The sequence below is a fragment of the Rothia dentocariosa ATCC 17931 genome (assembly GCF_000164695.2).
Lineage (GTDB): Bacteria > Actinomycetota > Actinomycetes > Actinomycetales > Micrococcaceae > Rothia > Rothia dentocariosa.
On the sequence record NC_014643.1, the window covers coordinates 2,308,416 to 2,329,874 of the forward strand.

The following is a 21,459-nucleotide window of genomic DNA, read 5'->3' on the forward strand; positions in this document are numbered from 1 at the left end:
CAGAAGATCATCAGATTTTCCCTAGAAGCCTCACAAAATTCAGCATAATATTCTTGCTATCGAAGGTTTTCGAGAAAATTATCGAGCTCGGCAGGAGCACAGAACCGGTATATATGTGCTTGTACTTCTGGATGCGCGCATGCCGCCATAATACGCGGCAAGCTGTCGCGCCTATAGCGCAGAATCCATTTCCAAAATTCTAGGTTCTCCGGGGAGCGCCGTAACGCACGCATACCGCATACGCGAGCGCTAAAGTCTAAGAGAATAACCGTATCTGCCGCCTTGAGCCGTTCTAGTAGTTTGGTATCATATACGCCTAAATCACCGTCTATAATCCATTCAGGCTCAGAGATGATCTGCTGATGAATAACATTCCACTGATCTACTGGAGTAGGTGTAAGGTCTTCATCCCAGAAATACTGGTCTAGCTCGAAAATAGGTAGTTTATAGCGGGTAGCAAGATAGGAAGCCAGGGTACTTTTACCGGCACCGCCGCGGCCTAAAATAGCAATACGTTTCATCATGACACCTTATAAATTCTCAAAGACTAGTAGTATTCGAGTTCGTCAATGCTGCCCAATACGGCAACATCCATAGTTCTCAGGGCCTCAAGATTTGTAATAGTGTCATCTTGATCAATCAGATATACAGTGTATCCCTCGTGTCTCATTCTTCTCATAATTTCTAGAAGCATATGCTGGGCAACCTCGTCCACAGAATAAACTCGGGTAACATCGAGCGCTATTCGTGTTCCCATGTAGTGTGTATCAACAATTTCACGGATAACTCGCTCTGCACCGGCAAATCTAATTCTGCCCTGCAGTTGAATTACCTGGGTTATTTTCTCACCGGAGCCTATTCGGTAGTTAGCTCGTATTGCGGACCGAGCAACAGTGGGTATGTTCATAACGTGCATGCCCATATCTGAGGAGAATCGTTCGAAGAGAGATACACCGCGCACGCTGTTGCCGTGTACATCTAGGCGTGGTGAAAATGTTGCTAGTCCCAGCTGGCCCGGTACGGCGCCAATAATTCCCCCGCCTACCCCACTTTTAGCGGGAATTCCGACCTGCGTTGCCCAGTCCCCTGCAGCGTTGTACATACCGCAGGTGAACATAACACTCAGTACCTGACGCACCACTGTCTTAGGTACTACCTGTTCCCCGGTAACGGGTTGAATTCCGTAGTTTGCCAGAGTTGCCGCCATCATCGCCAAATCCTGCACGGTTACCAGCAAAGAGCATTGACGGGTGTAGCCTTCGACCACGCCGGCGGGGTTCTCCGTGAGAATGTCGTGACTGCGAAGCATATGAGCGATCGCTAGATTACGATGCGCGTGCTCGATTTCAGATGAGTACACCGCTTCATCAACGTCAAGGGAACGACCAGCGAAGGCAGAGAGCCCAGAAATCACACGTTCCATACGCTCTGCCGGATTCATTGTTTCTGTACCGACTAAAGAATGCGTGGTAATTGCGCCAGCGTTAATCATGGGGTTTAGCGGACGACCAGAGCTGTCTTCAAGGGAGATCTCGTTGAAGGGTTCCCCGGACGGTTCAACTCCCACTTTGTCTAAGACTTTCTCAAACCCGCGATCAGCAAGGGCTAAAGCATACACGAAAGGCTTTGAGATGGATTGAATGGTAAATAGCGAATCAGTATCGCCGGAAGCATAGAGTTCCCCATCGACCATAGCTATAGAGGCGCCAAGACGTTCAGGATCAACCTCGGCAAGTTCAGGAATATAATTCGCAAGTACACCCGTTCTATCGGCCGCAACGCTTTGGAGGACTTCGTCAAGGTAGCTCGGTATCGGTGAATGCATGAGTTCCCTCCTGACGGACGATATTTTCCTAGTACACGGCGTGAGGTTCTTGGGCGTAGAAACTTCATGCGTCTTCGCTGTGGCAAGATTCCGCCTATGTCCCAGCTTCTTGAAGTTTAGCTTTTAAGCCTTAAATACTCCAAATATGGCTTAACTATTCCATCTGTTCGTAGGTGTATTCCCCTTTCCTCTTCCCAGTGGCTAGGGCAAATTCTGCTTTCAGGTAGTTTTTCGTGTCCTGCAGGTCTTTAGCACGACCGTATATTGTAGCTTTGACATTGATACGAAAATTACGAAAGGAGAATCATGTCCACGTTAATTACTGGTGCGTCTTCGGGGATCGGCGAGGAGTTCGCACACCGTTATGCCGCTCAGAAACACGACCTCGTCTTAGTAGCGCGAACCGAAAGTAAACTCCAGGATCTAGCCGAAAAGCTGCGCGCCGAGCACGGTATTACAGTAACGGTAATTCCTTGTGACCTATCCGAACCCGATGCGGCTGAGCGGCTCTGGGAAGAAACGAACCGTGCTGAGCTAGAGATTGATGTACTTGTCAATAATGCAGGGTTTGGAACCTCCGGTGACGTCGCTGATGAGAGCCCTGAGCGTCTGGAACAAGAAGTACGCCTTAACTGCCTCACATTAACAGGTCTGACGGCTCGGTATCTGCCCGCCATGCGTGAACGCAAAAACGGAACCATCATCAACGTTGCTTCGACTGCTGCCTTTCAGCCACTGCCCCATATGGCGGTGTACGGCGCAACCAAAGCATTCGTACTTTCCTTTACTGAAGCGCTCTGGTCCGAAACCCGAAAAGACGGCATCCGCGTACTTGCGGTCTGTCCCGGCCCCACCGATACCTCATTCTTTGAAATCGCCGGTGAATCTGCAACAGTCGGAAAAATGCGCTCTGTCCATCAGCTGCTAGACAACACGTTGCGTACTCTAAAAACCACGAAACCCAGTTTTGTGGATGGAGTGGGGAACGCCATTGTGGCGCGATTTGTAACCCGTGTGGTGCCTAAGCGCTTCGTCATGACAATAGTCGATCGTGCGCTCCAACATAGGAGCTCTCAATAGGATGCATACCCTTCTCTTCCCTGGATGAAGGAGCATATTCTTTAAACTCTTTTTAGAATCTTAGCTAGGTTTTTAAATGTATTGTTCGGGGTAATCGCCATACCCCTCTTATCTCTTCGCACTATTATTTCGTGTAAGGGACAAATACTATTACGCGCCAAAGGTACATTCATGTGAAAGCACCATGTACTGTTAGAAAAATAATAAAATACCGCCCAGTCCTTTCGGACCAGACGGTAAATAGTGGAGATAAGGGGACTCGAACCCCTGACCCCCTGCATGCCATGCAGGTGCGCTACCAGCTGCGCCATATCCCCTCATATAGTTTTGCGTTGCCTTAGCAACAGAAAACATAATACACATCTTTCTGCCACGCATGCAAGTTCTCGCACTGGTACAGACATAAAATACGGGGCACCGCCGAAGATACCAAATTCTGGTATGCCTCAGCGGTGCCCCACATGATGCAACAAAATTTTTACTCGTCAGCAGGAACGGCCCGAGATGCTTCCTCTTCGCTTTCGCCTTCTAGATCAAACGGAACTTCATGGGTAACACCTAGTTCAATACGCGGAGCCTGCGCCCACAAACGATCCAGAGCATAGAACTCGCGATCTTCTTCATGCTGAACATGCACTACGATGTCCCCAAAATCTAGGAGAATCCAACGACCAGATGCACGTCCTTCTCGGCGTACCGGCTTCAAATCAGCCTGTTCTCGAAGCGCATCCTCAATTTCATCAGCAACCGCATTGACGAGGCGCTCATTATGTGCCGAAACTACCAAGAAACCGTCAATCAGCCCCATAGCGTCAGAAGCATCTACCGCAAACAGCTGGGTTCCTTGTTTTTCTTCCGCCGCTCGGGCGGCAATGCGCAGAGCCTCACAAGAGGACTGTGCAGCAGTCATTTTTTCCTTTCTTGCCGCCAGGTTTCTCTGACAGACAGGCGCCAAAGCAAGCAAACGTTTAATGCCAATCGTTACCTTTGATTGGAAATAAACATGTACACACCCAGAATAGCTAGGATAATGCACCCGATAATTACGATCCAGGACAGCAGGGACAAGGACTTATTTTCGCTTGTCTCAATGGATTCGTACTTTGACACTGTTTCATCCGTATTCGTTGCAGGAACCTGTTTCATACTTGCAGTATTTCCAAGCCTACGAGGAGACTTAGCAGCGTTAACCTTCGCAATTGAGGAGGTCATCGCCTTTTCTGTACGTGCAGACACACGCTGTGCGAGTTCAGTTGCTTGGTCTGACGTCAGGTTCTTGCCATCGTTTAGAGCTTTATCAAAGCCTGGCTTATTCTTCGAAGGTGCAACAGGCTTTGCATCCTTATTCTGAGGCGATGGCTTAACAGCAGAGGTAGAACCCGTTGCCGGAGATTTAGCGGGTGTAGAATCAGACTTCTTCACCTGCGAGAGCGAACCAGTACGCGCGTTTACCTTCGGGGTGGCGCCTGTACGCTCGGAAACCTTCGGGGTCGAACCGGTACGATCCGAGACCTTCGACATCGAACCGGTGCGAGTAGGTACCTTAGGCACAGACCCAGTACGCGAAGAAGACACCTGCGAGACGGAACCTGTACGGGTGTTCACCTTCGGTGTGGCGCCTGTACGCTCGGAAACCTTCGGGGTCGAACCAGTACGATCCGAAACCTTCGACATCGAACCGGTACGAGTAGGTACCTTAGGCACAGACCCAGTACGCGAAGAAGACACCCGCGATACAGACCCGGTACGCGGTGAGACCTTGGGGGTTGATCCGGTACGATCGGACGCCTGCGATGGTGAATCTGCGCCCATCGGATTCTGTAAACGGACAGTATTCCAGGGGTTTACAACCTTCGGAGCTGCGTCTTTCTGCTCAGAAACCTTGGGGGTTGATCCGGTACGATCCGAGACCTTCGGCATAGATCCAGTACGGGCAGGAATCTTAGGAACGGTACCGGTTGCCGACGGTTTCCGTTTAGCAGAACCGTTCTTTGCCGCTTTCTGCGCAGGAAGAGCACCAGTCTGAGCACGCTGTACTGGGCTCTTTACAGGGGCATCGCTTTGCGCCTTAGATGCCGAATCAGCTTGAGCAGATGCGCTATCTTGCTGAGATTTCTCGTCCAGAACCGACAGGTCAAGTCCCTGAGCATCCATCGCGCGGATGGGTGAAGGAAGATTCAACGGCACAGGAGCAACATTAATGCGGTTCTCATCGGCTTCACTCTGCGCATCAGCTGTATGACGGCTTTGCTGAGCTTTAGAGTCACTGGGCTTTACTGTAGGCTGCGGTGCAGTTGCCGGGCGAGCCTGCGAGGAAACAGTTTGCTCCTCGGTCTCAACGATCTCAGTATCTTCACCCTCGACAACAGGCTCATCGCGCACCATGTACTGGTGCATCTTCGGGGAATTATCAGGAGAAATAATCGGAATTGACGAGGTGAACGTCAAATCGTCTGCCTCCACATGGAGGGAATCCTGAAGCAGGGAATCTTCCGGCTGTGGCTGAGGAGCAGGCGCCGGAGGCGCGGCAGGTGCAGCAGCTGGCGCAGGCTTATTAGCTTTAACCTCTTCCGGGCGAAGAGCACGCATAGTGCTGGTTAGCGGCTCAGGTTCATGCAGTTTCTCTTCATCATTCGCATTCAGCTTAATAGACCCCTGAGTAGCGAGTGCAGCAAAACGACGCTGTACTGCAAGAACGCGCGGATCTATATCGTGGGTATTTGCCAAAGACCCCATATTCTCAACAGGGTTAGGACGCTCGCCACGACCCATAGCGCGCAGATAGTTCGCCACGTCTTCGCGATAACGTGCTAGACGGCGCGGACCCATCACACGGGTGGGAGGCGGCACCTCAATGCCGTCCTCAGTCACGTATGTTTCGTAGAGGTACGCGTCTCCCTCGCTGTAGGGCTTCTCTTCTTTGCCCTTAGCTTCAGCCATGTAAAACCTCTTGTTCCATTACTTTGTCTTCACTAGTTGGTTGAATATCTGTTGAGTCTTTCTGGCGAGGCAGCCCGCCGCCGTAGTGCGTGGCAGCATCCTCAGGAGAATACAACCGATACTTATTGATGTACTGCACCACGCCATCAGGAACCAAATACCAGATAGGGGCACCCTTAGAGGCGCGTTGGCGAATATCGGTTGACGATATTGCCATCGCGGGAATTTCAAGTGTGGTAATCTGCCGTCCTTCGCCTAACGGAGGATCAAGCTCGTGTCCCGGACGGGTCACTCCCACAAAGTTAGCCAACTCCCACAGCTTATGAGCATTACGCCACGTCATGATCTGGCTAATCGCGTCTGCACCGGTGATGAAGAAAAGATCTGCATCGGGTCGCAGAGCACGTAGTTCATTAAGGGTATCAAAGGTATACGTTGCGCCGCCACGATCTATATCTATCCGGCTTACCGTAAATCGTGGATTAGATGCAGTCGCAATCACCGTCATAAGATAACGATGCTCAGGATCACTCACGTGCCTCTCCCCCGTCTTTTGCCACGGCTGACCAGTCGGTACGAATACTACTTCGTCAAGATCAAACACCGCCGCAACCTCGCTGGCGGCTACTAAATGCCCGTGGTGAATAGGGTCAAAGGTGCCGCCCATAACTCCTAGACGTACACGCCCAGGAGTTCGCGACGGAATCGACTCAAGGCTGAGCCGCAGAGCTTGAAAAGTCACGATACTTTCCTTAGCGACTAGCGGTTATGCTTCTCGCTATAGCTACGCAATGCCTGTGCTTCGTCACCCTCCATGAGCTCCGGTGTGTGATCGGGCCGTACAATACCGCGTCCGCTGTACGAGAGAGTAACAAGCAGCAGAACGGTAAATACGACGGCAGCAACGATGCCGTAAACATAGGTCGGGATGCCGTTAAGCATTCCCGCAGTGTGCTCAGCACCGTGAGCTGCTAGGACAACCGAGTTCATGTGTGTGCTTCCTTTCGATGGTTAAGCTACTCTCTATGCTACCGGTTAGGGGCGAAAATACGCGAAACGACGGGCCTATATATGCGTGATAGTTGAGACATCTTCCACGTCGTCAGGCTGCCTAATTCCCCGACTTACCGGGCTACTGCTTGGCCTCAGGCATATCAATACCTTCAGCTTTACCTTTTTCCTTGAGCTTACGGCGATATTCCACCGATTCAGTCCACACACCCGCAACGCGCTCTTGCTCAAGCTCAGCGCGAGCCTCTGCTTTTGCATCCATGCGTTCCTTATATTCCTCACGTTTTTGGGCTCGGGTGGGGCGAATAATCTCTTCGAGGCGAGAGTCAGTACCACGAGGGGAAGACAGAAGTTCAGCGCCGCCTACCATAGTGGGTTCCCAGTCAAAGACCACGGAGTTATCATTTTCACCGATAACCACGGCATCTCCGGCACGGGCACCGGATTTAAAGAGTTCGTCCTCAACCCCCAGTTTTGCCAGGCGATCCGCCAGGTAACCAACAGCTTCATCATTATTGAAATCGGTCTGCTGAATCCAACGCTCCGGTTTCTCCCCAATAACCCGAAAGAGCGGCTCCAAATTACGTTCTTCGCGGCGAATAATAAATTCTTGTTTTTTCTTGGAGCGGAAGCCCTGGGGGCGAATAACTGGGGCTTCAATCGTAGAATTATCTTCTTGAGTAACACGCTTCTGACGGTCTTCTTCCACAAGGTTTGCCATTGCAAAGATGAGCGGTTTAAGCCCTTCATGGGACGCCGTCGAAATTTCAAAAACTTTGTACCCCATGTTCTCAAATTCAGGTCGCACGAAATCGGCAAGTTCACGCGCTTCAGGCACATCAATTTTATTGAGAACAATAATCTGGGGACGATCATTGAGCGGCACAGTTACCCCAGCAGTGGGGTCTACCGCATAGTTTTCAAGCTCACCACGAATAACTTCAAAGTCGCTGATAGGGTCACGCCCGGGTTCTAAAGTGGCACAGTCAATCACATGCACTAGTGCGGAGGAACGTTCAACGTGACGTAAGAAGCGGTGGCCAAGCCCTTTACCCTCGGAAGCTCCCTCAATCAGACCGGGAACATCCGCAACAGTGTACCGAACATCACCTGCCTGCACAACACCCAAGTTTGGGATAAGAGTGGTAAAAGGATAGTCAGCGATTTTAGGCCGAGCCGCAGAGATAGCAGCAATCAGTGAAGATTTACCAGCTGATGGGTATCCAACAAGCGCAATATCGGCAATAGATTTGAGTTCTAGGACAATATCGGTTTCTTCCCCCGGAATACCGAGGAGTGCGAAGCCAGGTGCTTTACGTTTGGTGGATGCCAACGCAGCGTTTCCGAGACCGCCCTGGCCCCCTCGTGCAGCAGTATATTTGTCACCCACATGCAGCAGGTCAGCAAGCACGTTGCCGTCACGATCTTTGACGACGGTTCCCTGAGGTACGGTAAGCACTAGGTCTTCGCCGTTGTAGCCGTGGTGCATATCACCGCGGCCGATATCTCCATTGGGAGCGTGTTGGTGCGGGCTGTGATGATACTCCAATAGTGTGGTGGTTTGGTTATCAACACGCAAAATCACGTCCCCGCCGTTACCGCCGTTACCGCCATTGGGGCCGCCGAGAGGCTTGAATTTTTCTCGACGTACAGAGACACATCCGTTGCCTCCGTGACCACCGGATATATGCAGGACCACGCGGTCCACGAATTCTGCCACGGGTGTTCTCCTTCTGGTAAATTCCTGGTTCGCACAAGCCTGAAATACACGAGGTTGCTTGAGCTTGGCGAGGGGCGCATCCTCAAGTAGATGCGGAAAATCTTATGGTAAGAGGGGGTAGACTTTCGCCTACCCCCTCTTCCTAGCGTGAGCGAGTTTTACTCAGCTGCTGCCAGGATGTTAACGACCTTGCGGCCCTTGCGGGTACCGAATTCGACGGTGCCTGCTGCCAAAGCAAACAGAGTATCGTCGCCACCGCGACCAACATTCAGGCCGGGGTGGAAATGGGTGCCGCGCTGACGAACAAGGATCTCGCCTGCATTGACGGTCTGACCGCCGAAGCGCTTAACACCGAGGTACTGGGGGTTCGAGTCACGACCGTTGCGGGTGGAGCTTGCGCCCTTCTTATGTGCCATTCTGTTTTCCTACCTTAAGGTTTGTATCCGGTGGTTAAGATTACGCGTTGATTGCGGTGATCTTAACGGTGGTCAGCTCAGCGCGGAAGCCCTGACGCTTCTTGTAACCGGTCTTGTTCTTGTACTTCTGAATAACGATCTTCGGACCGCGCAGGTCTTCAATCTTTTCAGCAGTTACCTTGGCGGAAGCCAGGGACTTTGCGTCAGCGGTGATCTTGTCACCGTCAACGAGCAGCAGTACGGGCAGCTCGATGGTGCTACCGGGCTCACCTGCAACACGGTCAAGGGTAATTTTGTCTCCGACAGAGACTTTTTCCTGGCGGCCGCCAGCGCGTACAATCGCGTATGCCACTTTGGGACTCACTTTTCTCGACATCTTGCTTCTTCGTATCTCACACGTGCAGACAGCCTGCGCTTTCATTGCTGTGCGCTCCACGGGTATCTTATCTCTCTTGGTGAGTAATAAGGAGTGGATGCGACCCGCGCTCCTTGTGGGATTGCCCAGTTGGATGCGCGCTCGGTCTGCCGGTGGTGTCTTCCGGAAGTCCTCACTATGGGAAAAACCAGAAGCGGTATCTCCCGCTGACCCTGCGTCGATAGGGCTTCACTGAGATAAATACCAATCGTTAAGGATACTGTATGCGCGGGGTCATGCGCAATTGTATCCCTAAAACTATAAAATAACGTTGGCAATACAGCCTCTAGTCCTGCATTGCCAACGTTATATTCATCATCTGCGGCAAGGAATCATATGCGGTTAGTCTTCCTTACCAACCCGCTTAATATCTGCAGCAGAAACACCGATACCGAAAAGAGTCGGAGCCTCAGATTCGACGGGTGCTTTCGCATCTGCCACAGAAGCCGAAGCCACGACCGAACCGTGAGCCGACTCGGTGGCGTCCACTGTCACGACCTTCGACTGTACGCCCGCCGACGAAGCGGCTCGACGGGAGCGACGTTTACGCGGTGCAGATGAAGCAGCTGGCGCAGCTATCTTCTGCTGAGAACCATCTTTATCATTCTGAGTATCAACCGAGTTAGAGGCAGACCCGCCGGGGGTAATCACACCGGACACACGCGGCGCACCGCCAATAACACCGCTTACACGGGGGGTCGAAGCTGACTCTTCCGCACGTTGCTCCTGCCCTCGACCTGAACGCTCCTTCTCAGAGGAACGGCGCGAACGGCGGCGCTTACGTGGGCTCTCGTGCACATCTTCAACCTGCAGATTCTCACGCTCGGCGCGAGGCGACTTCTGCTCTGCTGAAGACTGGTCACCTTGATTTGACTTAAATCCACCGCTCTCGCTGCGGGTAATGCGGCCAGCCTTCTGTGAGGCACGAGCCTTCGCCTCTCCAGCGCGGATAGCCTCCGAACGGGAAGACTCGCGGGTAAACCGAGCATCATGTTCTGGGTTCAAATCACGATCGAATGCCCCAGCAAGCTGTTCCAATGTGAAGTCACCCTGCTCACCAATCCAATCGGTCTCGGTTACCTCAGCAACCTTGTCCTCACGGGATGAGACTTCGCGGTGTGCCTTCGCTCCCGCTTTGATGCCTTGAATCTCCTGCTCCAGCGAAAGCTCGGCAGTTTCGGTACGACGAGAGCGCTTACGACGTTTACGCTTCTTACGGTTTGCTTGGTCCTCAGCTTCAAGCTCGTCAGCCGAGTGCGAGGCTGCAGCAATAGAGGCCATAGCGTTGCGGCGCTCTGCCTTCTTCTCGTCCTTCTCTGAGTCCACGCCATCAGCGGCATCACGGGTATTATTGCGCGAAGCCGCTCGTGAACGCTTACGTTCGGTGCGCTCTTGACGGTGAATGAAATCGGAGGCACCGCCGGAACGTCCGCTTAACGGCTGATCGTGCACCAGCAAACCGCGGCCACCGCATGAGTCACATTGCTCAGAGAAGACCTCAAGAAGACCTGTTCCCAAACGTTTACGGGTCATCTGCACAAGACCCAGCGAGGTTACTTCAGCAACCTGGTGCTTAGTGCGGTCACGCCCCAGGCACTCGATCAGACGACGCAGCACAAGATCACGGTTTGATTCAAGCACCATATCAATAAAGTCGATAACAATAATGCCGCCAATATCACGCAGACGCAGCTGACGCACGATCTCCTCTGCCGCCTCCAAGTTATTCTTGGTGACGGTCTCTTCAAGGTTACCGCCGCTACCGGTAAATTTACCGGTGTTAACATCTACCACGGTCATAGCTTCGGTACGGTCGATTACCAGGGAACCCCCCGAAGGAAGATATACCTTGCGGTCTAGTGCTTTCGCCAGCTGCTCATTAATGCGGTAATGGTCGAAAAGATCATCTTCGTCTTCCCACTTCTGCAGGCGTGAGAGCAGATCAGGGGCAACATAGGTCACGTAGGCCTCAATAGAGTCCCATGCGCTCTGGCCTTGCACGATCATAGAGGTGAAATCCTCGTTGAAGACATCGCGCACGGTCTTAATCATCAGGTCGGGTTCCTGATAAAGCATTTCAGGGGCAAGCACCTTGCGGGAATTCGCTTTTTCCTGAATCTCTTCCCACTGCGCGCGCAAGCGATTAATATCGTGGGTCAGCTCTTCTTCGGATGCGCCTTCCGCTGCAGTACGCACAATCACGCCTGCGCCATCGGGCAGCTTATCCTTCAAAATCTTTTTGAGACGTGCACGCTCAGTATCGGGGAGCTTACGTGAAATACCGGTCATTGAGCCACCGGGCACATACACCAAGAAGCGACCGGGAAGCGAAACCTGACTCGTCAAACGCGCGCCCTTATGACCGATTGGGTCTTTGGTCACCTGCACCAGCACGGAATCGCCCGGTTTAAGTGCATTCTCGATCTTGCGGGGTGCACCGTCAAGACCGGTAACATCCCAGTTCACTTCACCCGCATAGAGAACAGCGTTACGACCACGCCCAATATCGACGAATGCTGCCTCCATGGACGGAAGAACATTCTGCACTTTGCCAAGGTAAACGTTCCCAATCAAGGAATCCTGCTGGGTTTTAGAGACAAAGTGCTCTGCCAGCACGCCGTCTTCGAGAACTCCAATCTGAATGCGCCCCTCTTTTTGGCGCACAAGCATCTGACGATCTACTGACTCGCGACGCGCCAAAAACTCTGCCTCGGTCACGATGTGACGACGGCGACCCAGCGACCGGGACTCGCGGCGGCGCGCACGTTTAGCTTCAAGACGGGTAGAACCACGCACGCCAGTCACGGTGTCAGAAGCATGAGAATCTGCAAGGCGAGGAGTGCGGACCTTGGTAACGGTCTCAACCTCATCGTCGGCGTTACCTTCAATTTCTATATCTTCGGTTCCACGACGGCGACGGCGACGGCGGTGACTCGTCACCTCAGCTTCAGCTGCTGCCTCTTCACGACGGCGCTCCATACGGTCGCGGCGCTCTTGTTCCAAACGCTCGGCACGCAAACGCTCACGCTCCACAGCAACCGCAGAAGCAAGCTCAGAAAGCTCAGTAGGTTCGGGCGAATAGAATAGAGGCATAGCGCCCGGGCGCACCGATTCGCGCAACTGCGCAATCTTCTCATTCTGTACGTCACGCAAAGTTTTTGCTGGCTCCGCCGTTTCCTCTTCGTCTGACTCTTCATCTTCGAATGTGCTGGCAGCGCTCTCTTCGTCTGTCGGCTCAGAAGTCTCAGCTTCATCCTCTTCAACGTCGTAGGTCGCTTGAGGCTCAGAGTCTTCATCGTTCTCTGCCACTAATTCCTCTGACTGGATGGTATGAGGTTCGTCAGCATCTTCGGTGTTTTCTTCCGAAGATATCATGGCTGTCTTATCTTCTTGAGCAGCTTCTTCAGTCTGGGCTTCTTCACGGTTATCAGAGACAGGCTCTGCTACCTCAGCCTGTTCGGCAAGTTCGGACACCTCAGTGTCCACCTCGGGAGAAGCAAGGTTTTCGGCAGAAGAATCGCGGATTTCAGTTTTCTGAGATTCGGGTTGGGGCATAGTTTCATCAGCTGATGCTGCAGGCTCGGCGGCTTGGGTAAAAAGAGTATCAAGAGTGTTCGCTACTTCTTCGGCAGAGGCCGCAGCCACAGTCTTCCTTGGTGCAGGGGCATGCTTAGCCTTCTGATTGCGTAAATCCGTTAATCCAGCCGCAACAGCGTCTTCGGGCGTGGGTTCAGCAACTTTCTTAGCGCGCGATGAGTTTTTACGACGCGGTGCTGCTAATACTGCAGATTCACTATCCTTCAGGGAATCTGTCTGCTTTTCAACCCGGGTATTATTTTTTTCCTGATGAGTTCTCATCGTCTCGCCGGAGACATCCTGTTTATCAGCGAGAGAGATCATGTCAGCAAGAACATCCATATTCATGCTAGATTGATGGGCGTTCTTTTCGTCAGCCATTCTTTTCTTTCTTCTTCCTTCAAGAATTTTACGCCGCATCGTAAAACTCTCTGCATCAACGCGTTAGCGTGTCATAAGCCTAATTACCAAGAAATACGTGGCTCAAGCCTGCTCTTTGTGTCTGCCTTCGTTTGCTTCCGGGCGTACAAGACGGCGAGCACGAAGTCGGCTTACTCCGCAAATACGGCGGATGCGTTTCTTCATGATGTTCTCGGCCAGTATGTTTAACCGAGATGTCACTAAGATGCCAATGCCTGGGGTCATCATCCGATAACGTCTTATCTGAACTTTTGCTATGACGGATGCGCGTGCACGTTCTCTCGGCCAATATACTGGGTATCTTTTATGCGTGCGGGGCATAAAAACGTACCGCTCATCATTATACCGTGTGCAATCCAGAACACCCTATACATGCATAAAAAGCGCAACGTTGGTGTGACCAACATTGCGCTTATCACGAGAGTAAAAACCTAGCCGAGACCTAGTTCAGCATCACGTTTTTCGCGTGCTTTCTGCGCCAGTTTTGGGTTACTAGGCAGATACTCTGGCCCGGAACCTGTGGCAAAGGGAATACCAAGGATGAAAGCGAAAGGAGCTGCGATCAGTAAAATAACCCACACCATCGAGAACTTTCCTGCGGTCAGAAAGAGTAGCGCCGCCAAAAAAATTACTGCTGACGCCAGCATCAATGTTGTGCCAAAGCCTTTCACGGATTCTCCTCGGTGATTGAACAATAACGCTACGATTATACGCCTCTTCTTAAAAATTTCGATGGCGTAGCTTGACAGAAGCACACATGTCGGCGCCTCTTTCCCCTATGATATTGAACAACCGCCACAGAATGAACGCAAACAAGATAGAGGAAAATTATGACCGAAAAGACCCTAATTCTGGTAAAGCCTGACGGTGTTGAACGCGGGCTTATTGGCGAGATTTTGAGCCGCTTTGAGACTAAGGGTTACGTGATTGAAGGACTGAAAATGCTTCAGCCCACCGAAGAACTTCTCGCCCAGCACTATGCTGAGCACGCAGGCAAGCCTTTCTATCGTTCCCTCGTGGATTTCATGGTTTCTGGTCCCGTAGTCGCCGCTGTTCTCAGCGGAGATCGTGTAATCGAGGGTGTACGTACAATGCTGGGAACCTCAGACCCGACAAAGGCAGCACCGGGAACAATTCGTGGAGATTACGGACGTGATTGGGGCGAAGGTGTGCAAAAGAACCTGGTGCATGCCTCAGACTCCCCCGAATCTGCAGCCCGTGAGATTGCTCTTTGGATGTCTTAGAGTTGAAACCATATAACAGTGAGGGTGGGTCTTCCCTAATCTTCTGGAAAACCCACCCTCACTGTGTTTACATAGTTTACATAAAAATTAGCGCATCATATTCATGATTACGTCGAAGAAGCGGATCACAATAATCCCAAAGATGAGAATGAGCACCAAGGTGATAGTAAACCAGCTCCACGTACCGATACTCTCACGAATATTTTCAGGGGCAGGAATAACGCTATGAGAAATATTGCGTACCGTCACCTTTACAAACATAGTAATCGTCATAACCCACACAATCATGCAGAAAAGACATAGTGCGTTAATGTGGAAGGTAGTCTCAAACCAGAGCCAGAAGACAAACGCTGTCGCGAGCGCTAAGCCGATGTTGGTGGCTACCCAGAACCAATTTTTGAAGGTAGCTCCTGCAAGCATGGCGGCGGCTATCGTCATAACGATGGAGAACCCTATGAGTCCGATGAAGGGGTTGGGGAATCCAAAGGCTTCAGCTTGCGGGGTACGCATCACGGTGCCGCAGTTAAGAAGGGCGTTGATGTCGCAGACTGAGGTATGCCCCGCATCCACGAAAATCTGAAGACGCTCAAAAACAAGGGTTGCCGATGAAGCTAGGGCTATAGCTCCCGTCATAAAGAGCCAGATCGCTAAGGAACGCTCCGATCCTTCTGCCGTATCTCGCTCACGAGAGGAAACCTGGGAGTCTATAACATCTTCAGATAGTAGATCGTCGGTTTCCGATGTTTGCTCAACGGCACCCATGTGCTGCTCCTTTACATATACCTGTTTATCGGTGATAAGTGACGCATCATACCGCAGCCGCAGTATGATGCGTTAAACCCTTTGTAGCTATCCTAACGTGTTCGGCGCCTAGGGTTAAGTTTCTCGTCATAAAGACAGGGATTTTTATACCTATATCTTGGTGTTGCCAGCGATCATGGCATAATCGCCTGTATCGTTGCTTACTCACTCTCATGTAAGTTTTTACGCTCCCATTCTTCTTGTTCGGCGGCGCGTATTTCGTTTTCGGCATCGATGCGGGTACCGGCGTGTAGCGCATACCACCAGCAGGCAACAAACGGGATTGTTACCACGAGCGAGAAGGGTAACGCAATGACTGAGGCAAGAAGCATGGTGCCTTGAAGCACCCAACCAGCCGAGTATCCCCACGGTTTCATCAGCTTAGCGGGTAGGAATATACACGCACCGGCAAGAACCAAACCTGCAACCCAGATTATGATTTTTACAGTGCTCGGATCGTTGAAATGTAGTCCGAAAACGGCTAGTGTGCCGAAGAAAATCGTGAATGCTTCGAGTACCAAAATGGTGGAAGCAAACATGACTTTCGTAGAACGTGGTTTCTTAACCGTCCCGGGCTTCCATTCCCGTTGAGCACGTGTCATAAACTGCTTTTTTGCCATATGGTCTTAGCTTTCCTCAGAATTATCGGTGCCGTCTGCCAGAGGCAGTCCCAATGAATCTTCTAACGGGATTTCACGAGGCTCCTCCCCCGCCACTTCAGCCATAATCTCGTCAAATAGTTCATCGGAATCGGTCTCTGCGGCCTCAGCGAGTTCTTCGGGCTCGGCGCCGTGCTGCACAGTGGATTCTTGGGCGGGTTGGGCCAGCAGGGTACGCGCCTCCCCAATGACCGTGACCGATCCTGTGACCAACACACCAGCAGACTCCTGCTCAAAGAGGGCGTTCTCCATGGCGGTGGCAAGCGCCTCATCCAAGTGGTCACATACCGTAATAATGTTTTCATCGAACCCGGCGTCGAGGGCAATCTCTTGAAGTTCTTCCGGGGCAATGGCTCGGGAAGAATCTGAGGCAGAAAGATACAACCGGAATGTGGCATCGGTTGAGTCTACGTATTCTTTACGAAGCACTTCAAAAATACCGAGAGCGTCTTTTTCGCCTAGAATACCGACGACTGCATGCACATGGGACAGTTCAAATGCCTCTTTAAAAGCCGTAGATGCGGCGCGCACCCCATGCGGGTTATGAGCGGCATCAAGCACCACCAAAGGCTCGCTACGAATCATCTCAAGTCGCCCTGGCGAACGTACCTGAGCAAATCCGGCGAGTACTACATCTCGCGCAAGGGCACGATCCCCACCGAAAAATACCTCGACTGCGGCAAGAGCTAATGATGCGTTCTGCCCCTGGTGCTCACCGTGTAGGGGGAGCTCAATATCAGGGTATTCTCCTGCTAAACCTCGGAGAGTCAAAAGCTGCCCGCCGACCGCGCGGTCACGCTCAACCACACCAAATTCAACACCTTCGAAGGCGTACTTGGCGTTTTGCTTACGAGCAGTATCAAGAAGTATGGTCGCTACTTCAGGGTCTTGCGCCGCAGAAATAAGGTATCCGTCGGGTTTAATAATCCCGGCTTTTTCCGTTGCAATCTCAGCCAGGGTATCCCCCAGCATATCGGTATGATCAAGGCCAACGGGTGCCACGACAGAGACAATACCGTCGGCTACATTCGTAGAATCCCATGAACCGCCGATCCCGACTTCTAGAATCACCACGTCCACGGGCTCATCGGCAAAAATAGCGAAAGCAAGCACAGTGATGGACTCAAAGAACGTAAGTTTTGGTTCTCCGCGTGCAGCAAATTCTTCGTCCACAAGAGTGAGGTATGGCAAAATTTCATCCCAAACGCGCACGAACGTGGCATCAGGCACCGGTTCACCGTTAATGCTGATGCGCTCGGTAACGCTTTCGAGATGCGGGCTCGTAAAACGCCCGGTGCGCAGATCATGAGCCAACAAAAGCGATTCAATCATGCGGGCGGTACTGGTTTTACCGTTAGTTCCGGTGATGTGGATGACCGGGGCGGCGCGGTGCACATCCCCGAGGATTTCAACGGCTCGGCGAACCGCATCCAGCCGGGGAGCCATCTTATTTTCGGGGGCGCGTGCCAGCAATTCACCGTAGACGCGTTCAACCCCTTCGGGGTCTGGGATTGCCGGGTAGCTCATCTCGCTCATAGTGTTCTTTCTTTGGATGGTATCAAGCTGTGCGGCACAGCGTCTTTACCAGGATTCTGCCTTATGTACAGATATATGTTTGGGTGTATAGCCGCCCCAGCATGGTACATACCGCGGTGTGTTATATGTGCTGGGGCGGCTTAGCGGCTATATTGTCCCTACTCTATGCTGTCGTCACAGGAGAACAGGTATTATGCCGCCTTCGCGACCGTAATGTTCAGGCTCTCGCCCTCCGTGAGGTCCAGGGAAACCGCCAGGGTCTCGCCAGTGACCAGTTCCTCGTGGGTGCGCAGAGCCTCCAGGGTGTCCTGCGGGGCACTCACCGTTAGGTCAATGCGGTCAGAGACATTCAGCCCGGCATCCTTACGGGCTTGCTGAATAGCGCGAATAGTATCGCGGGCAATACCTTCCGCCACAAGTTCATCGGTTAATTCGATGTTCAGCACTAGGAAACCGCCGGGCAGCACAGCTGCCGCTTCACGCTCGGTACCGTCATCCGAAGAAGCTACCACGGTTACCAGCTCATATTCGCCGTCAACTAGTGCAAGTCCGCCGTCGATGGTGTTGAAAGCAACGGTCACGGTACCGTCTTCGGCGATTGTCCAATCGCCAGATTTCGATGCCTTAATGGCTGTCTGAACCTGTTTACCAAGGCGAGGACCTGCAGCACGGGCATTCACCTTCAGCTGTTGCGAGATACCGTAGTCGGCAGGGTTAGCGTCTTGTGCATTCACGAGGATAACCTCACGCAGGTTCAGCTCGTCCTTCACAATCTTGGCGAAGTAATCGGCACCCTTAGCACCGAATGCGGTTTCCAGCTGTGCGAACTGCTCGTTGGCAATGGCCGCCGTGAGCGATTGCAGAGGCTGACGCACACGGATCTTCTTCTCTTTACGCAGAGAAGACCCTACAGAGCATACCGCCCGCACGGTTTCCATGAGCAAGAGCAGCTCAGATTCATCAGCAAAGTCTTCAGCGGCAGGCCAGTCGGCAAGATGTACCGAACGCTCGCCGGTCAGACCACGGTAGATTTCTTCGGTCGTGAGCGGCAGAAGTGACGCCGCTACCTTTGATACCGTCACCAAAGCGGTGTACAGGGTATCGAAGGCATCGGGGTCTTCGTCAAAGAAACGTTCACGTGAGCGGCGCACATACCAGTTGGTAAGAGCATCAGCGTAAAGACGCAGATGCTCGCAGGCGCTCCAGATATCGTAAGAGTCCATGTCCGCGGTAACCTGCTGTATCAGCTCCCGGGTTTTACCCAAAATAAAGCGATCCATCACATGCTGCGAATCGTACTTCACCTGTGCCGTATATCCCGCGCCTTTGTTGGCGGCATTCGCATAGAGAGCGAAGAAGTGATAGACGTTCCACAGCGGAAGCATCACCTGTCGTACCCCTTCACGAATCCCCTGCTCGGTCACAATCAGGTTGCCACCGCGCAGAATCGGAGATGACATGAGGAACCAGCGCATAGCGTCCGAGCCGTCGCGGTCAAGAACTTCAGAGACATCCGGGTAGTTGCGCAACGACTTTGACATTTTCTGCCCGTCAGAACCAAGCACGATGCCGTGGCTGACAACATTCTTGAAGGCAGGGCGGTCAAATAATGCGGTCGCCAAAATATGCAAAGTGTAGAACCAGCCGCGGGTCTGACCAATATACTCAACGATGAAGTCCGCCGGATAGTGGTTCTCGAACCAGTCCTTATTCTCGAAGGGATAGTGAACCTGCGCATAGGGCATCGACCCGGAGTCAAACCATACGTCCAGCACGTCTTCGACGCGGCGCATCGTAGACTTACCCGTTGGATCATCAGGGTTTGGACGCGTCAGCTCATCAATATAGGGACGGTGCAGATCTGGCTTCCCCTCCTTGTTCAGCGGCAGACGACCGAAGTCAGCTTTGAGTTCTTCGAGCGATCCGTAAACATCAACACGAGGATAATTTGGATCGTCCGAAACCCAAACGGGAATAGGAGAACCCCAGAAACGGTTGCGCGAAATCGACCAGTCGCGAGCGTTCTCAACCCACTTACCAAACTGCCCGTACTTGACATTTTCGGGAATCCAGTTGATCTGCTCGTTCAGCTCAGACATGCGGTCTTTGAACTCGGTCACCTTCACATACCAAGAGGTAATGGCGCGGTAGATAAGAGGATTACGGCAGCGCCAGCAGTGTGGGTAGGAGTGCACATAGGATTTCTCCACGATGAGCGCACCATCTGCCTTGAGAGCATTAATAATGGTGCGGTTTGCCTCGAAAACCTGAACTCCGGCGATACCCGCAAGCGCGGTAGACCCCGAAGGGCTAGGCTGTCCGAATAGGGGAAGGAACTTGGCGCCTTCATCTACCGAAAGCACCACGGGAATATCGTAGGATTCACAAACTTTCTGGTCGTCTTCACCATAGGCGGGTGCCTGATGAACGATACCGGTACCATCGGTGGTACTTACGTAATCGGCAACGAGAATCTGCCATGAGGTTCCTGTGCCCCATTTCTCGGCATCGGCAAAGTAATCCCATAGTGGAGTGTAACGCACACCTTCGAGCTGGGAGCCGGTGTAGCGCGCTGTGATGGCGGCTGCCGCATCCTCGGCAGAGTTCTCCCCTGCATACCCAAGATCTTTTGCGTAGGCTCCCAGCAGATCAGCAGCGATCAGGAAGCGTCGTCCATTGAAATCCCCGGCACCGGGAACTACGACGTATTCAATGTCGGGTCCGACGGCGAGCGCCTGGTTGGTGGGTAAGGTCCAGGGGGTGGTGGTCCAGGCAAGCGCCTCAACGCCTGCCAGTTCAGCGACAACGTTTTTATTGGCAGCGAGCGAGTCGTCCGCGGTGAGAGCGAAAGCTACCGTGACGGTCTGATCTTGACGATCCTGATAGACGTCGTCATCCATGCGCAGCTCGTGGTTCGATAACGGGGTTTCGTCTTTCCAGCAGTACGGCAGAACACGGAACCCTTGGTACGTGAGTCCTTTATCGTAGAGACGCTTGAACGCCCAGATCACAGATTCCATGTACTCAACGTTGAGGGTCTTATAGTCGTTCTCGAAGTCCACCCAACGCGCCTGCCTGGTAACGTATTGTTCCCATTCGTTGGTGTATTTGAGCACGGAGGCGCGTGCGGCATCGTTGAAATTATCGATGCCCATCTCTAGGATTTCTTGTTTATCGGTCATGCCGAGCTGTTTCATAGCTTCAAGCTCGGCAGGCAGACCATGAGTATCCCAGCCGAAGCGGCGTTCTACTTTATGCCCGCGCTGAGTTTGGTAACGTGCTACAAGGTCTTTCGCGTAACCTGTGAGCAGGTGCCCGTAGTGCGGCAGACCATTTGCAAATGGAGGGCCATCGTAGAAGACGAATTCGTTATCGCCGTGGGGCCCGGCTTCGCGGTTATCGATAGATGCTTGGAAGGTTCCGTCTTTCTTCCAATAGTCGAGTACAGCTTCTTCGAGCTTAGGGAATTTAGGTGATGCGCTTACACCGTAGCCTGAGGCTTCAAACGCGCTCACCTTGGGGTAGATATTTTCTGACATGCAGTGCGCCCTATTTCTGTTCAGATTCCCGCCATTGGGTACGTGAACCGCACCCTTTGCCGAGGATGGACAAACGGGTGCAAGGACGCCTTCATCGTGCGCCCCTCATGGAGCGTATATGCTGGCGCGGTACCACCTTGCTTACTGATACAGACAAACGCACCGACCTCCCCCGGGGCTATGAACTGTTCATCAGGAACGTTCTTATGCCCCCGGAGAGCGGCGCGTTGAGCGAGTATCAGTCGCTTATTAACAGCTGTATCGGGCTTAACCGTCC

General features: G+C 52.5%; 17 protein-coding genes and 1 tRNA gene. 2 read left to right on the plus strand and 16 right to left on the minus strand.

Annotation, left to right across the window (positions count from 1 at the left end):
* Positions 1–56: 56 nt before the first annotated feature.
* Together HMPREF0733_RS09875 and HMPREF0733_RS09880 are read right to left on the minus strand one after the other, a co-directional pair.
* Positions 57–524, minus strand: a complete 468-nt coding sequence (locus tag HMPREF0733_RS09875) for a P-loop NTPase family protein (RefSeq protein ID WP_004004809.1) — start codon at positions 522–524, stop codon at positions 57–59.
* A 23-nt stretch (positions 525–547) separates the two neighbouring features.
* Positions 548–1,825 (minus strand): glutaminase, encoded by a 1,278-nt coding sequence (locus HMPREF0733_RS09880; protein ID WP_013399177.1) that lies wholly within the window; start codon positions 1,823–1,825, stop codon positions 548–550.
* A gap of 306 nt (positions 1,826–2,131) precedes the next feature.
* Between HMPREF0733_RS09880 and HMPREF0733_RS09885 the strand changes: the two genes are divergently transcribed.
* Positions 2,132–2,905, plus strand: a complete 774-nt coding sequence (locus HMPREF0733_RS09885; protein ID WP_013399178.1) for an SDR family NAD(P)-dependent oxidoreductase — start codon at positions 2,132–2,134, stop codon at positions 2,903–2,905.
* 244 nt (positions 2,906–3,149) lie between these two features.
* On the opposite strand, the gene HMPREF0733_RS09890 is transcribed toward HMPREF0733_RS09885, so the two are convergent.
* The 10 genes from HMPREF0733_RS09890 to HMPREF0733_RS09935 form a co-directional block, all read right to left on the minus strand.
* Positions 3,150–3,222 (minus strand) — tRNA-Ala (locus HMPREF0733_RS09890).
* Positions 3,223–3,383: 161 nt separating this feature from the next.
* Complete coding sequence (gene rsfS / locus HMPREF0733_RS09895; protein ID WP_013399179.1) at positions 3,384–3,815, minus strand: ribosome silencing factor; 432 nt, start codon at positions 3,813–3,815, stop codon at positions 3,384–3,386.
* A gap of 71 nt (positions 3,816–3,886) precedes the next feature.
* Positions 3,887–5,845: a hypothetical protein gene (locus HMPREF0733_RS10820; protein WP_013399180.1), complete on the minus strand. Its 1,959-nt coding sequence runs from the start codon at positions 5,843–5,845 to the stop codon at positions 3,887–3,889.
* Positions 5,838–6,587 (minus strand): nicotinate-nucleotide adenylyltransferase, encoded by a 750-nt coding sequence (gene nadD / locus HMPREF0733_RS09905; protein WP_013399181.1) that lies wholly within the window; start codon positions 6,585–6,587, stop codon positions 5,838–5,840. Before nadD ends, HMPREF0733_RS10820 begins: the two co-directional genes overlap by 8 nt.
* Before the next feature lie 17 nt (positions 6,588–6,604).
* Positions 6,605–6,835, minus strand: coding sequence for a hypothetical protein (locus tag HMPREF0733_RS09910; protein WP_004004816.1), 231 nt, complete (start codon positions 6,833–6,835; stop codon positions 6,605–6,607).
* Between the two features lie 142 nt (positions 6,836–6,977).
* Entirely contained in the window at positions 6,978–8,576 is a 1,599-nt protein-coding gene (gene obgE, locus HMPREF0733_RS09915) for a GTPase ObgE (protein WP_013399182.1), read from the minus strand.
* Positions 8,577–8,734: 158 nt separating this feature from the next.
* Positions 8,735–8,992, minus strand: a complete 258-nt coding sequence (gene rpmA / locus HMPREF0733_RS09920; RefSeq protein WP_004004819.1) for a 50S ribosomal protein L27 — start codon at positions 8,990–8,992, stop codon at positions 8,735–8,737.
* A 40-nt stretch (positions 8,993–9,032) separates the two neighbouring features.
* Entirely contained in the window at positions 9,033–9,344 is a 312-nt protein-coding gene (gene rplU / locus HMPREF0733_RS09925; RefSeq protein WP_006887214.1) for a 50S ribosomal protein L21, read from the minus strand.
* 405 nt (positions 9,345–9,749) lie between these two features.
* Positions 9,750–13,364: an Rne/Rng family ribonuclease gene (locus HMPREF0733_RS09930; RefSeq protein WP_013399184.1), complete on the minus strand. Its 3,615-nt coding sequence runs from the start codon at positions 13,362–13,364 to the stop codon at positions 9,750–9,752.
* 470 nt (positions 13,365–13,834) lie between these two features.
* Positions 13,835–14,074, minus strand: a complete 240-nt coding sequence (locus HMPREF0733_RS09935) for a nucleoside-diphosphate sugar epimerase (protein WP_238382412.1) — start codon at positions 14,072–14,074, stop codon at positions 13,835–13,837.
* A gap of 159 nt (positions 14,075–14,233) precedes the next feature.
* Here HMPREF0733_RS09935 and ndk point away from each other — a divergent pair, with 159 nt between their 5' ends.
* Positions 14,234–14,647, plus strand: a complete 414-nt coding sequence (gene ndk / locus HMPREF0733_RS09940; RefSeq protein ID WP_013399187.1) for a nucleoside-diphosphate kinase — start codon at positions 14,234–14,236, stop codon at positions 14,645–14,647.
* Positions 14,648–14,734: 87 nt separating this feature from the next.
* Here ndk and HMPREF0733_RS09945 read toward each other — a convergent pair whose 3' ends face one another.
* From HMPREF0733_RS09945 to ileS, 4 genes are all read right to left on the minus strand, one after another.
* Positions 14,735–15,409, minus strand: coding sequence for a vitamin K epoxide reductase family protein (locus HMPREF0733_RS09945; protein WP_013399188.1), 675 nt, complete (start codon positions 15,407–15,409; stop codon positions 14,735–14,737).
* A 200-nt stretch (positions 15,410–15,609) separates the two neighbouring features.
* Positions 15,610–16,050 (minus strand): DUF4233 domain-containing protein, encoded by a 441-nt coding sequence (locus HMPREF0733_RS09950; protein WP_239653040.1) that lies wholly within the window; start codon positions 16,048–16,050, stop codon positions 15,610–15,612.
* Positions 16,051–16,074: 24 nt separating this feature from the next.
* The gene (locus tag HMPREF0733_RS09955; protein WP_013399190.1) at positions 16,075–17,643 is read right to left on the minus strand and encodes a bifunctional folylpolyglutamate synthase/dihydrofolate synthase; all 1,569 of its coding nucleotides are present in this window, start codon (positions 17,641–17,643) and stop codon (positions 16,075–16,077) included.
* 191 nt (positions 17,644–17,834) lie between these two features.
* A complete protein-coding gene (gene ileS, locus HMPREF0733_RS09960) occupies positions 17,835–21,182 on the minus strand; it encodes an isoleucine--tRNA ligase (protein WP_013399191.1) in 3,348 nt (1,115 codons plus the stop codon).
* Between the last annotated feature and the right edge of the window lie 277 nt (positions 21,183–21,459).